The 13,246-nt window shown below is 71.0% G+C and carries 15 protein-coding genes; 4 read left to right on the forward strand and 11 right to left on the reverse strand.

All coding sequences use genetic code 11. The features are described 5' to 3' along the window. Positions 1-89: 89 nt before the first annotated feature. The 4 genes from BJF86_RS00090 to BJF86_RS00105 are packed head-to-tail and all read left to right on the forward strand — an operon-like array spanning position 90 to position 4,056. Complete coding sequence (locus BJF86_RS00090) at positions 90-395, forward strand: hypothetical protein (RefSeq protein ID WP_022924870.1); 306 nt, start codon at positions 90-92, stop codon at positions 393-395. After that, complete coding sequence (locus tag BJF86_RS00095; RefSeq protein WP_143553600.1) at positions 392-2,413, forward strand: hypothetical protein; 2,022 nt, start codon at positions 392-394, stop codon at positions 2,411-2,413. The genes BJF86_RS00090 and BJF86_RS00095 overlap by 4 nt, the downstream gene beginning before the upstream one ends. Further along, positions 2,410-3,519, forward strand: a complete 1,110-nt coding sequence (locus BJF86_RS00100; RefSeq protein WP_075816476.1) for a hypothetical protein — start codon at positions 2,410-2,412, stop codon at positions 3,517-3,519. The genes BJF86_RS00095 and BJF86_RS00100 overlap by 4 nt, the downstream gene beginning before the upstream one ends. Then, positions 3,520-4,056 (forward strand): hypothetical protein, encoded by a 537-nt coding sequence (locus BJF86_RS00105; protein ID WP_075816477.1) that lies wholly within the window; start codon positions 3,520-3,522, stop codon positions 4,054-4,056. Between the two features lie 12 nt (positions 4,057-4,068). Here BJF86_RS00105 and BJF86_RS00110 read toward each other — a convergent pair whose 3' ends face one another. The 11 genes from BJF86_RS00110 to BJF86_RS00160 all read right to left on the reverse strand — a co-directional run bounded on the left by BJF86_RS00110 (position 4,069) and on the right by BJF86_RS00160 (position 13,110). Next, on the reverse strand, positions 4,069-4,626 hold the full coding sequence (locus BJF86_RS00110) for a DinB family protein (protein ID WP_075816478.1): 558 nt from the start codon (positions 4,624-4,626) through the stop codon (positions 4,069-4,071). A 66-nt stretch (positions 4,627-4,692) separates the two neighbouring features. Continuing rightward, positions 4,693-6,012, reverse strand: a complete 1,320-nt coding sequence (locus BJF86_RS00115) for an MFS transporter (protein ID WP_075816479.1) — start codon at positions 6,010-6,012, stop codon at positions 4,693-4,695. A gap of 120 nt (positions 6,013-6,132) precedes the next feature. After that, complete coding sequence (locus tag BJF86_RS00120) at positions 6,133-7,647, reverse strand: nitronate monooxygenase (RefSeq protein WP_237768005.1); 1,515 nt, start codon at positions 7,645-7,647, stop codon at positions 6,133-6,135. Between the two features lie 206 nt (positions 7,648-7,853). Then, positions 7,854-8,513 (reverse strand): HAD-IA family hydrolase, encoded by a 660-nt coding sequence (locus tag BJF86_RS00125; RefSeq protein WP_237768006.1) that lies wholly within the window; start codon positions 8,511-8,513, stop codon positions 7,854-7,856. A gap of 34 nt (positions 8,514-8,547) precedes the next feature. Continuing rightward, a complete protein-coding gene (locus BJF86_RS00130; protein ID WP_075816481.1) occupies positions 8,548-9,009 on the reverse strand; it encodes a pilus assembly protein TadG-related protein in 462 nt (153 codons plus the stop codon). Further along, a complete protein-coding gene (locus BJF86_RS00135) occupies positions 9,006-9,416 on the reverse strand; it encodes a hypothetical protein (RefSeq protein WP_052327820.1) in 411 nt (136 codons plus the stop codon). The genes BJF86_RS00130 and BJF86_RS00135 overlap by 4 nt, the downstream gene beginning before the upstream one ends. A gap of 53 nt (positions 9,417-9,469) precedes the next feature. Further along, the gene (locus BJF86_RS00140; protein ID WP_075816483.1) at positions 9,470-9,856 is read right to left on the reverse strand and encodes a TadE family protein; all 387 of its coding nucleotides are present in this window, start codon (positions 9,854-9,856) and stop codon (positions 9,470-9,472) included. A gap of 1 nt (position 9,857) precedes the next feature. After that, on the reverse strand, positions 9,858-10,058 hold the full coding sequence (locus BJF86_RS00145) for a hypothetical protein (protein ID WP_075816484.1): 201 nt from the start codon (positions 10,056-10,058) through the stop codon (positions 9,858-9,860). Between the two features lie 27 nt (positions 10,059-10,085). Next, positions 10,086-11,015 (reverse strand): type II secretion system F family protein, encoded by a 930-nt coding sequence (locus BJF86_RS00150; RefSeq protein WP_075816485.1) that lies wholly within the window; start codon positions 11,013-11,015, stop codon positions 10,086-10,088. Further along, positions 11,012-11,878, reverse strand: coding sequence for a type II secretion system F family protein (locus BJF86_RS00155; protein WP_083652599.1), 867 nt, complete (start codon positions 11,876-11,878; stop codon positions 11,012-11,014). Before BJF86_RS00155 ends, BJF86_RS00150 begins: the two co-directional genes overlap by 4 nt. Beyond that, positions 11,878-13,110, reverse strand: a complete 1,233-nt coding sequence (locus tag BJF86_RS00160) for a CpaF family protein (protein ID WP_075816486.1) — start codon at positions 13,108-13,110, stop codon at positions 11,878-11,880. The genes BJF86_RS00155 and BJF86_RS00160 overlap by 1 nt, the downstream gene beginning before the upstream one ends. Positions 13,111-13,246: the final 136 nt, after the last annotated feature.

The following is a 13,246-nucleotide window of genomic DNA, read 5'->3' on the forward strand; positions in this document are numbered from 1 at the left end:
GCGACAAGCCTACGCCCAGCGGGCCTCGACGAGGACGAGCGGTGCCTTGCGACCCTCGCTGCCGGGACGCGCACAGGAGGGGTAGCGCCGTGGCAGAGGACGACGAGCCGGAGACGTTCACCAACTTCTACCGCCAGGACATCGACGACGCCGAACGAGACATGGGAGAGATCGCCTCCGAGATGGCGGCGCTGCTCGACGGCGTGCGGCGTGCCCTCGACAACGGAGCTTGGGTGAGCAGCAGCGCGGACGACTTCGCGGCAGCCCTGAGCGACAACCAGCGCCGGCTCCGCACCGGACCGGACCTCTCGCTGAGCGAGATCCGCGGGGAGCAGGGCCCGGCGCACCCGCACCAGATCGAGAAGGAGCACCGGGACTACGGGTGGGGCCGATGAGCGAGGTCAAGATCCACCTCGAGTTCTTCCACGACCTCATCAAGGGCATGGAGACCGCCGACACGGGCATACCCACCCAGGTCGGTCGCATGCAGCGGGTGATCCAGTCGGTCGACCTCTCCTCGGAGGGGCTATACACCCCGGGCAGGGCGCTGGACTGGGTGATCGACGAGCTTCCGGGTCTGCGGCGTCGCCTCGCGCTGGCCGAGCTTATCAACTCCATGCTGCCGCAGGGCATGGACGTGGTGACGATCGACGAGTCACAGCTGCCCACGCAGTCGCCGCACGAGGCGGAGGCGGACGCGCGGCGGGCGGCCGAGCTCATGACGATCTACGGCTCGCCCATGTATGAGGACACCATCAACGAGGAGGGTGAGCTCCCGCAGGAGATCGTCGACCTGCTCAAGGAGAACGCCCACGACCCCTACTTCGCGGCGGAGCTCGCGGAGCAGACCGACCCCGCGGTCGTCGCCTCCTTCCTGGAGAACCTCGCGAAGGCCAACAACCGCTTCCTCCAGATGGAGGAGGATCCGCCCGACTCCTACGCCGCCGACTACGACACCATCGTGCAGGGCCTGGGTACGTCCCTGGGTCAGGCCACGAGCAACACCGGCGACCTGGCCCTCGACGACGACGTCCGGGAGCGCTGGCTCACGGCAATGACGACCCCGACGTTTGCCGCCGAGCCCGGGGAGCTGGCGACACCGGGCGACGATGCAGCGATCCTCACCTTCCTCACGACCACGGGCAACTGGGATCCGCAGTTCCTGCAGTCCGCGGTCGAGCGGGTGTATGTGCAGGAGCGCCACCACGAGGGCGGCCACGAGATGTGGTGGACCGGCACCGGTCCACCCATGCTCCCCGGCTTCGAGGACGGTCCGATGGACCCGATGACGCAGCTGCTCCTCGGGGTGCGCAACCACCCGGGGACCGTCCAGGCGCTGCTCGACGACGACCGGCCTCAGACCAGGTCGGTCGACGGCGAGGAGATCGGCCTGGACGGTCTCACCCGGCACCTGGTGCGCCGCGGCTGGCCGATGGACGAGGGCCAGACGGTGGTCGGAACGTTCGCCGTCGCCACCAACCTCGGCGATCCGGCGGCCGGGAAGGAGATCGCCGGGGTTCTGGGCAGGGAGCTTGAGGACCTGCAGGCCGACATCGCCGCGGACAACAAGGAAGCGGAGCGCCTGGACCGGCACGTCGCGGCCGACTGGGCCTCAGTCGTCCCCGTGATCGGCACACCCGTCGACGTCGGCAATGCGCTCTGGTATGCCTCCGAGGGCGACTGGGGCAACGCTGGCTGGTCCGTGCTTGGCATCGCGCCGGTCGTGGGCGACGGTCTGACCGGCCTGCGCAACCTGGCCCGCAACGCCGACAACGTCAGTATCCGCGGGATACGGCTGACCGACCTCGTCAACCCTCAGCAACTCGACGACTTCCTCGCCGCTCATGGTCGCCTGCCCACGGCTGGCGACTTCTTCCGCGGACGGTTCCTCATCTCCGCCGAGCGGATCGCCAAGCTTCCACCCGGCCTTCGGCACCTCGGACGCATCTTCAACGGGCAGGCGCACGACGCCGCCTTGACGGCCGCGACGCGAGAACAGGGAGGGTTCGGCCACGTCTACCTGAACGCACCCGCCGGCTACGGCGGTCGCGGGAAGTACGTCGTGGCCGACGGGTGGATCCCGCCGAGGGTCAACCGTGCGGGTGAGCAGGTGCACCCGGGCGCGATTCTGGAGTTCAAGGGCAGCCAGCTCAGAGACATCAAGGAGTCGACCTGGAGTCGATATGTGGATCAGATAGCCGACCAATACCCCAGCGGCGCACGGATCGCCGACGTCCCGACGTCCACGGGCGCCCTCGACAAGGGATTCACCAAGATCGATGGTGACCTCTACATCGTCGTCCCGCGACAGAGCAAGAGAATCCCTGAGGAGATGATCGAGTACGCCGAGGAGAGAGGGGTGCGCATCCTCCAGGACTACGAGCTGCCGGACCAACCGTGGTGGAATCCGTGATGACCCGGACGAGGCAGGATGAGTTCATGCAGGTGCGTTACGGACATGACTGGTGGCCCAAGACTCAAAGGTTCGAAGGGCCAGAGATCACGCGAGACCAGGCTGTTGCACTCATGGACTCGCGTGAGACCGTCCACATCGAGGTCACTGACCACGACCAGACCATCATCATCTACGCCATCACGGGGCATGCCGGCACCGTCTCCTGGTGGAGAAGCGGCGTGCTGCAGCAAGAGCATGCGCTGCGCCGCTCGGCCCACGACTCTGGAGAGCTCTACACACACAGCCTGAGCGTCCCCCATGACGACGGAGAGCGGGTGGTGCAGTGGGAAACCTTCCCGTCCTACGGAGTGGCATCCCGTCAGGAGCATCACTATCCCTCCGGTGAGCACGAGGATCGCACCTGGCACGCGCTCACCCGGACCGAGCTCGACCTGCTTTCGGTCCCCGGCCCGATCGACCCACTCGACGTGGGGCCACTGGTGGAGCCTGCCCGGCTGGAGATCGCCGAACGTCTCGAGTCCCTCCCCGCGGCGCAGTTCGGCCCTTTGCCGACCGCGTGGCCCCCTGACACGGTGACGGCCCCGGCGGTCCGCACCTACGGCCCCCGACGTGTCAGCGAGAGCAACGCGCTGCGAGGCTTCATCACGGCTCGCGAAGCCGAGCGGCGACTCCTGTCCGGCGAACCCTGGTGCATGGACCTTCAGCCAACGTGGCCTGGCACCGCGAGCGATCCGCGGATCACGGTCGACGTGACGGGGGACAAGATCTTCGTCCACCTGAGGCACGGCCAGCACTCGGTCAGGGGGATCGCCTTCGACCGGACCGCGCAGGAGGCACGCGTGTCGTGGATCGAGGAGACGCGCTGGGGCGACTCGGTCCAGCTCCGTCCCCCCTTGTGGGTCCCCCGACGCGACCCGTCTGATTCGACAAGTCTGTTCATCCCGCCCGACGGTCCGGCAGAGATCGACCAGACTGGTCGCGAGGACTGGACCCCTCTGTCACCACTACCACCACGACTCCGGACGGTAGCGTCCGTCGAGGACGTGGCCGCTCTCGCGCTCGAAGCCCAGCACCTCACCATCGACGGACTCCTGGAGGACTGAATGCACCTCGCTCTCAATGCCGTCAGCCTGGGTCGCCCGGTCGACACGCTCGCGACGGCCTCGCTCAACCCCGACCCGGCAGTGGCCCAGCACTGGGTCCAGGTCCTCGGCGGGTCGCCCGCCACCTACGAGGGCACGGGCCCGCTGTCCGAGCTAGTGGCGGATCCCGACCGGGCGGCGGCAGGAATCTACGACGGGATCCCCTTCGTCGCCGGGCCGGTGCCGATGGACGCGACGATGGGCTGGCCTCCGCAGGAGGAGGGCACCTGGTGGTCCGTCCTCTGGTCCTCCCCCGCGGACACGGCCGTGCTGCTGGTCCGAGAGCCTCCGGGCGACCTCGCGCGGCAGGTGGTTCACGCCGAGGGAGCCGTCGAGGAGGAGACGGGCGACGCGCTGCCGGAGGAGCCTGACCACGGTGACACCGAGACCTACGCCTCTGGGGTCAGCACTGCGCTCTTCGGCTTCGACGTCACGACGATGTCACCCGGCCGCATCGACCCCGCCGCCCTTGAGGTGCACCACTTCCGGCTCTCCTGACGGCGAGGACGGTCACTCCCCCGTCTGCCCGTCGGCGAGCTCGCGCAGCAGGTCGGCGTGGCCGTTGTGCCGGGCATACTCCTCGACCATGTGGGTGAGGGTCCACCGCACCGAGACGTGGCCCCGGCCGCCCCACGCCGGGTGCGTCACCCCGAGCGGGTCCTCGCCGTCGGCGACGAGCGCCTCGGTGAGCGCGGCGCGGGACCGCTGCACCGACGTGGCCCAGGTCTCGCGCACCGCCGCAGGGTCGTCGGTCGCGGCGCTGGACCATTCCCAGTCCTCGTCCGCCTCCCAGTCCACGGTGTCCCAGGGCGCCGGCATGGTGGCCTCGGAGAGCACCTCGGTGAACCAGTAGTCCTCGACCCAGGCGAGGTGCTTGAGGAGCCCGGCCAGCGTCATGGTGCTGGCGTGACCGGACAGCCGCACCCGCAACCCGTCGGCCTCCAGGTCACGGGTCTTCCACTCCAGTGTCGCGCGCTGGTAGTCGAGGAAGCCGACCAGCGTGGCCGCCTCCCCGGCCGCCAGCGGCGGCTCGGGGCGGCCCACCTCGTCGATCGTGATGTCGCTCATGCCCGGCACACTAGGGCTTGCTGCGGACAGCGGGCGACCGCATTTCGGCCCCGGGAGTGACGCGGCTCAGGTCTGGGCGGGCTCGTGCTGGTGCAGGTCGGAGTCCTGCAGCGACTTCGGCACCATCGACACGGCGACGAAGGAGATCAGGCCCAGCACGGCGATGTAGACGCCGATGGTCCAGGACTGGCCGGTGCGCTGCAGCAGCAGCTCGGCGATGAGCGGGGCGAAGGCGCCGCCGACGATCGAGCCGAGGGCATACCCGATCGAGACGCCGGAGTAGCGCACCCGCGCGGGGAACATCTCGGCGTAGAGCGCCGACTGCGGGCCGTAGGACGGGCCGAGCCCGACGGTGAGCACGAGGATCGCGAGGGTGAAGAGCGGCAACGACGCGGTGTCGAGCAGGAACCACATGGGGATCGCCCAGAGGATGATGATGCCGTAACCGATCTGGAACGTCAGGACGCGGCCGATCTTGTCGGAGAGGTAGCCGCCGTAGAGCGTGAAGACCAGCCATCCCACGCCACCGAGCAGCGAGGCGATGAGCGTGTGGGTGCGCTCCATGCCGAGCGTGTTGACGCCGTAGCCGTTGAAGTAGGCGATGACGAGGTAGCCCGCCGCGTTGTTGGCGGCGAAGATGAGCGCGGCGAGGATGACGTTCTTGCGGTGGTGCCGGAAGAGCTCGCCGAGCGGGGCCGACTCCTTCTGCCGCAGCCGGGCCATCTCGGCGAAGACCGGCGACTCCTCGACCTGGCGGCGGATCCAGTACCCGACGCCGATGAGCACGATGGAGAAGAGGAACGGGATGCGCCAGCCCCAGGTGAGGAACTGCTCGTCGGTCATGAAGGTGCTGAGGCCGAACATGAACAGCGTCGCGACGATCATGCCGATGGGCACGCCGATCTGCGGGTAGGCCCCGAACAGGCCCCGCTTGCCCAGCGGCGCGTGCTCGACCGACATGAGCGCGGCGCCGCCCCACTCCCCGCCGGCGGAGAAGCCCTGGAGCAGCCGCAGGAAGATGAGCAGGACCGGGGCCGCGACGCCGATCTGGGCATACGTCGGCAGCAGCCCGATGATCGCGGTGGCGCCGCCCATGCCGACCAGGGTGAAGACGAGGACGACCTTGCGGCCGAAGCGGTCACCGAGGTGCCCGGCGACGACGGCGCCGAGCGGGCGCACGAGGAAGCTGATGCCGAGGGAGGCCCACGCCGCGAGCTGCGCGCCGCCCTCGCCCATGGGCGCGAAGAAGAGCTGGCCGAGGACGAGCGCGGCCGCCTGGGCGTAGATGAAGAAGTCGTACCACTCGATGGTGGTGCCGACCAGGGTGCCGGCGAGGACCTTGCGCTCCTCCCGCGCCCGGTCGGTGCGTGCTTCACTGCCGGTCATCGTCGACCCTACTGACGGTGCGTGGTGCGCCACGGAGCGGTCCCTGCGAGGGGCGGGCCGGCGCGGCGGTGCGTCACCCGATGATAAGCACGCGCCGGGCCGGCGGGGCAGAGCCTGCTGTCAGGCGGTGTGCCGCAGGCCGACCGCGGCGGGCACCTGCTCCTGCAGGTAGTCCAGCGCCTGCACGGCGGTCCAGCCCTCGGGGTGCCGCTCGATGAGCGCGCTGGCACCGGCCAGGTCCTGGCCGAGCGTGACGAGGGTGTCCTCGGCATACCCGTCCTTGCGCTCCTGCCCCAGGCCGATGTTGGCCATGAGCCCGTTGCACAGGCACTTGCGGCCGACGGTGTCGGCCTCGTCGCCGCCCTTCTTGAGATACATGTGCACCGGCTCGGAGGCGCAGCGGTAGCCGATCTCGCCGTCCTCGCGCTCATAGGGCTGGCGCAGGTAGGACAGGTCGCACAGCCGGGGACGGGCCTCGTAGACCTCGACCTGGCTCGCGGTGCCCTCCAGGGTCGCGACCTTGAACGGGAAGCCGGTCGGGCTGGCGCGCGGGTCGTTGCGGACGGCGAGCTCGCCGGTGCGCAGCCGTCCGATGAGCTGGCCGCGCGGGCCGTCGGCCAGGCCGGAGTCCTGGGAGAGCGCGAAGAGGGTGCCGACCTGCACCCCGACCGCGCCGGCGGCCAGCGCCTCGGCGACCTTGTCGGGGGTGGAGTAGGCCCCCGCCATCCAGAACGGCAGCCCGATGTCGACCATCTTGGCCAAGTTGGCCTCGTCGCGAGCCCCGTAGACCGGCTCCCCCGCCTCGTCGAGCTGCATCTTGCCGCGCGGCGGGGCGGAGTGGCCGCCTGCCGGGGGCCGCTCGACCACGAAGCCGTCGGGGCGGATCTCGGGGTCGCGGTGCAGGTAGTTCGCCAGCTGGTCGACCGAGATGATCGCGAGGAAGTCGGGGCGGGTCAGCGTGGGCAGGTCGTCGCCGAGCAGGTCGACAGGGTCGACGGTGACGGTCCGGCGCATCTTGCCCCCGAGCACGTCCGCGGAGATGCTGCCTGGCTCACCCGCGGCGAGGGAGCGCAGCAACTGCGGGATCTCCCGGGGTATGCCGGCGCCCATGAGCACGTAGTCGACCCCGGCGATCATGGCGCCCAGGATCGCCGTGGGGTTGGCCATCTGGACCTTCTCGAGGCAGTTGATGCCGACGGCGCCCTCGGCGGAGTGCTGGGCCAGGTCCTCCTTGGCCAGCCACACCTCGGCGAAGTTGCCGGCCACCCCGAGCTCCTGCCCGGCGCGGGCGGTCTCCAGGGTGAGCTTGGGGATCGGCTTGTAGGGCGTACCGGGGGCCTTGCCACCCTCGATGAAGTACTTGTCGAGCACCCGCTCGGCGATGGCCTGGCTCGGGAAGGCGGCGAGTGCGCGACGGTAGTGCCCGCCAGGGTCGCCGTCCTGCAGCACCCGGCTGAGGACCGCGTCCATGGCGGTGCCGGAGACGACCCCCAGGTGCCCGGCGCGCGAGACCTCACGGGCCAGGCGCCAACCGGAGACGGCCACGCCCATACCGCCCTGGATGATCGTCGGGCGGGGACGGCTGGTCTGCGTCCGGTCGGCGGGCGGGAGATCGGTCGGCAGGTCGATCGTCACGGGTGCGGCCATACGAGGGGTCACCTGTCTGGTCGAGGGCCCGAAACCTACGCAGACGTAGGTTTCGCTTGCGTAGGTTACGGTAACGTAGGTAACCGCTCTTGTCAGGCCTAGCAGGTCAGCGGCGTGCCTGGGGGTGTGTCGGGCATACCCGAACCCGGAGCGTTGGGGGTCGCCAACCGGCACTGAGCGCCGGGCGGGCGCCGTCAGCGCACCGGCAGGTGGACCCGCACTCCCCCGTCGACCTGCTCGAAGCGGATGTCGGCCAGCGACTCGACCACCAGGTCGGCGTCGGGCACGAGCGCGTCCTGCTCGGTCGTCGTCAGCAGCGCGAGGGTGGCCGCACCAGCCGCCCGGCCGGCCAGCAGCCCCGCGGGAGCGTCCTCGACGACCAGGCAGCGCGCCGGGTCGGCCCCGAGCAGACGTGCCCCGGTGAGGTAGGGCTCCGGGTCCGGCTTACCGGCGCTGATGTCGTCGGCGGTGACGACGACCGAGGTCTGGGTCAGCCCGGCGGCACGGATCCGCACCTGGGCCAGCTCCCGGCCGGCAGAGGTCACGATGGCGCCCCGCTCCCCCACGGCGGCCAGCGCGTCGACCGCGCCGGGCAGGGCCACGATGCCCTCGACGTCCTCCATCTCGCGCCGGTCGATGTCGGCGGTGGCGGCGTCCGCGTCGAGGTGCGGCGCGACCCGCTCGACGATCCCCCGGCTCGTCACCCCGTGGAAGTGGCCGAACCGCTCGAAGTCGACACCGTGGTCGGCCGCCCAGGAACGCCACGAGCGCTCGACCGGCCCGCGGGAGTCGGTCAGGGTCCCGTCGTTGTCGAAGAGGACGGCCTCGAAGATCTCGGTCGTGATGTCTCGCACCAAGTCATCGTGTCAGGCGCCTGCCCTGTATGCCTCACCCCGCCACCTCCGAGCGCGCGGACGATGTCACGGTGATGGTCACGCCGCCCCCGAAGGCCTCCAGCACCGAGCTGACCACCGGGATGCTGGCCCTGCCGGTGACGGTGACGACCGCCGTGCGGCCGTCGGTGGTGCCGGTGCCGCTGCCCAGACCCCACTCCTCGATGCGCGAGGGCTGCACGCGTCGCGCCAGATGCTCGGAGGCGGCGTCGATGACCGTCTCGTCGGTCACCGGGGGGCCCGTGCCGAGCCCACCCTCGTAGATTTGCTCGCGGGCCAGTGCGTCGCTGGCGTCGAGGGCCGCGGCGTCCGCCGCGTCCAGCAGCTGGATCCGGGTCAGCTGCACCGAGGTCACCCCGATGACGGCGAAGATGATGGTGAGCGTCAGCGCAACCATGCCGATGAGCAGGATGCTGATCTGCCCGCCGTCGCGCTCCTGCGTGAGAGTCCCCGTCATCGTCCGCCTCCCCGGAACTCGTCCACGGGCTCGTGGTGGGTGGACGTGAGAGTGACGGAGGTGGGCACCCGGTCGCGCATGAAGTCCGGGACGAGCGGCAGCTCGACGCTGATCTGCGAGTCGACGAGCACCGTGGTGCCGGGAGCCAGGCACCCGCCGTCGGGACAGGAGACCTGCACCCCACCTTCACCGTCCTCGAAGCCGTGCGACCGGTAGACCAGGGCAGCCGCCACCTGGGCCCGGGACGAGGCAGCCTCGACACCGTCGGCCGTGACGAAGGCGCGACCCGCCTCCCGGGCCGCGGCGGTCACGGCATACGCGCCGGCCTGGACCCGCCCGACCGTGCCGACGAGGTAGAAGAGCGGGACGACGAGCAGCACCAGGAGGAAGGCGACCTCGACGGTCATCGACCCACGGTCCGACGCGATCCGCGACGAGCTCGCTGCCGTGGCCGTGCCGCTCACTGGTCCTCCGCGAAGGCCTGCCCGACCACGGTCATCTGCCGGTCGGGGCCGAGCGGCCCGACGAGCGGCAGCCGCATCGTCGCGCTCACCTCGACCACCTCCACTCCGCCCACGGTGGTGCGACCGGACGTGACGGTCACTCCGGCTGCCCCACCGGGGAGGCTCGAGGCCATCAGCTCCTGGGCCCGGCGGGCGCCGTCCGCGGGGGTGCTGTCGACCCGGGCGCCCACCCGCGCCCCCTCGACGACGTGGGCGGTCGCGGTGTTGTGCAGGTGCAGCCCGAAGGCGAGCTGCATGACGCCGAGCATGAGGACGCTGACCAGTCCGGCCAGCATCGCGAACTCCGCAGGAGCCGCGCCCCGATCGGTCGCGGCGAGGCGCATGTCAGCCGCCGACGGAGTTGACGGCCTCGGAGAACAGGCTGGTGAGGAGGGGCTCGGCGACCAGCAGCAGGGCGGTCACGAGCGCGGCGGTCATGATGGTGATGAGCACCCACCCGGGCACGTCACCGCGCTCCGGCTCGGACAGCCACAGTCGGACACGGTGCCGCAGGCCGGCGGGGTTCACGCGGAAGCGTCGGATCATGGTCGTTCTCCTTCTGGTGGTGGATCTCTAGAGACTGAGGCGCAGCAGGGTCACGCCGGGGAAGACGGCGAAGAGCACCGTCACGGGCAGGATGAGGAAGACGACCGGGATCATCATGGTGATCTCGCGCTTGCCGCCCTCCTCGATGAGCTGCTGACGTGCCGACTCGCGGGCGTCGGCGGCCTGGGCCCGCAGCACCTCGCCCAGCGGGGTCCCTCGCTGCAGGGCGACGACCAGGCCGTCCACGAAGCGGACGATCGGCGCGACACCGGTCCGGTGCCCGAGACCCTCGAGGGCCTCGGGGAGGCTGGCGCCGGTCCGGGCCTGGGCCAGGCACAGGTCGAGCTCGGCCGCCAGCTCTCCCCGGGAGAGTCGGGCCACCCGTTCCAACGCCTGGGCCGTGCCCTCACCCGCCGTGATCGACAGAGCGAGCAGCTCCGCGACAGCCGGGAACTCGGCCATGATCTGGTGCTCGCGACGGGTCGCCGCCCGACTGAGCATCCAGTCGCGGGCCACGACCCCGGCCAGGAAGGCAGCCCCCACCAGGAGCAGGACGATGGCGGGGCTGGTCCCCCGGGCGAACCAGAGCAGCGCTCCCAGCGCCACCGCGGCCGCTGCGGCCAGCACCCCCCAGACCACCTGCTGCACCCGGAAGCCCTCCACGTCACCGGCAAGGCCGGCACGGTGGAGGCGGCTGCGCACCGAGTCAGCCCCTCCCAGCAGCCGGTCCAGCAGGTGCGCGGCCCGACGTGCCAGCGGGGTCAGCAGGTCGCTGACCTCCCAGGGCTGCGGGTCGTGGAGCGCGAGGAGCCGGGACTTGCGGGGCGGGCGGTCAAGGTAGGGCTCGATGCGGTCGGCCAGGTCGACACGACGGGCCACCGGCAAGCCGGCCCAGACGAGCACCAGGCCCGCACCCAGCATCAGGCCGAGGACCGCACCCCACCAGGCCGGGTTCATCGCAGCACCCGTGCTTCCTCCGGCAGTCGCCCGACGGCGACCATGACCCGGTAGGCCACCAGGGACAGCGCCGCACCGATGGCCAGCACCAGCGCTCCGGCGGGCGTGCCGTAGGCCTGCAACGTGCTCCCTCGCGTGGCCAGCAGAAGCAGCACCGCCCACGGGGCAGCCATCGCCAACCGGGCGGCGTTGACGGTCCAGGACTGGCGCGCCTCGAGCTCGGCACGAGCCCGTGCGTCGTCACGCAAGAAGGTGGAGAGCGTGCGCAGCACCCGCCCCAGGTCGGTGCCGCCGACGTCACGGGCGATCCGGAGTGCCTCGATCAGGCGGTCGGCCACCGGGTCCGCCAGGCGCTCCTTGAGCAGGTCCAGGCTCTCCGAGAACCGGCCTGTCGCCCGGTAGTCGTGGGCGAACTCCTCGAAGGCGGGTCGGAGCGCCTCCGGCCCGCGGTCCGCGAGCTGCACGAGCGCCTCGGGGAGCGCCAGCCCGGCCCGAACCGCCGACTGGACGTGGTCGACGGCGTCGGGCCAGACGTCGCGCAGCCGTGACCGCCGGCGTCGAGCGCGCGCCAGGACGACCGCCAGCGGCAACCATGCCGCCATCACCGCGAAGCAGACGCTGATGGTCCAGACGCGGGTCACGGCATACCCGAGCAGCAGCACGACGAGGGCCGCGGTCAGGCAGAGGATGAGCAAGGTGCGCGCGCCCAGACCGCGGACGCCGGCGAGCACGATCTGGTCCTGCAACCGCTCCAGGCGACGTGCGCCGGGACGGCGCCCCAGGCGCTCCTGCCGCGGCCAGAACGACCACCAGATGCTGGCGAGCCCGAGACCGAGCAGCAGCCCCCACCCCGCGCCCGCGATCATGCGCCCTGCCCCAGCAGCTGCCCGAGGTCGAAGCCCGCGCGGGCGAAGCGCTCGCGGTGCGGTGGGAAGCCGTCGGCGCGCACCAGGTCGGTGCCGGACCGCACGAAGAGGTCGGCGATCTCGACGACTTCCCCCTCGGTGCGTCCCGGGAGCGCGGCGATCTCGCGCACCTGGCGGCTGCCGTCGGCCTCGAGGGCGAGGTGGACCACGATGTCGACCGAGCTGGCGACCGTGGGCACCACGAAGCTGCTGCTCACGTTGGAGCCGGCCAGCAGCGGCAGGGTGCACATCTTCGTCACGGCCTCGCGGGCCGAGTTGGCGTGGATCGTGCACATCCCGGGCAACCCGCTGTTGAGGGCGATGAGCAGGTCCAGGCTCTCCTCCTGCCGGACCTCTCCGACGATGATCCGCCCGGGGCGCATCCGCAGCGCCTCCTTGACCAGCCGTCGCAACGGGATCTCCCCGGTCCCTTCCAGGCTCGGCTGCCGGCACTGCATCGCGGCGACGTCCCGGAGGTTGACCTTGAGCTCGAAGACCTCCTCGCAGGTCACGACGCGCTCGCCGGGAGGGATGGCCGTCGTGAGGCAGTTGAGCATCGTCGTCTTGCCCGCCTGCGTGCCTCCGGCCACGAGGATGTTGAGCCCGCTGGCCACAGCGGCCTCGAGGAAACGTGCCGCCTGGGCCGAGAGCGTGCCCAGCCGCACCAGGTCGGCGAGCTCGTCGGCGGCGACGACGAACTTGCGGATGTTGACCGCCCAGTGCCGTCGGGTGATATCCGGGATCGCCACGTGCAGACGGCTGCCGTCGGGCAGGCTCGCGTCCACGAAAGGGCTGCTCAGGTCGACCCGACGGCCGGAGCTGCGCAGCATGCGCTCCACCAGGTCGTGCACCTGCTGCTCGCTGAGCAGGGTCGGGGTGAGCTCGGAGCGACCGTTGCGGGCGACGAAGACCCTGGTCGGTTCGTTGATCCAGATCTCCTCGACCGCCGGGTCGTCGAGGTAGGGCTGAAGCGGCCCGAAGCCCGCCACCGACTCCACGAGGGCGCGGTGCGCCTCCTTGCGGTCGGTGATCGGCACGAGCCCGCCCACCAGGGAGCGGTCGTCGTAGTCGTCGAGCACCTCGCCGACCAGGTCGTGCACGGCCGCGTCGTCGCGGGTGGGGTCCAGGCGCCGTCGCCGGATGAGCTCGCGGACGTCGTCCTCGAGCAGTTGCAACGCCGTCGCCGACATCTGCCCCGCCTCCCCGTCACTCTCCTGCGAGCTGCGCCTCCCGGCATACCCGCACCCGATGCTCCGGCCGATCCTGACACCGACACCCGTCCTTTGCCAAGGGTCGCGCCCTCTGCCCACGACTGTAGGTGGCCGA

The organism is Serinicoccus sp. CNJ-927, assembly GCF_001942435.1.
GTDB lineage: Bacteria > Actinomycetota > Actinomycetes > Actinomycetales > Dermatophilaceae > Ornithinicoccus > Ornithinicoccus marinus.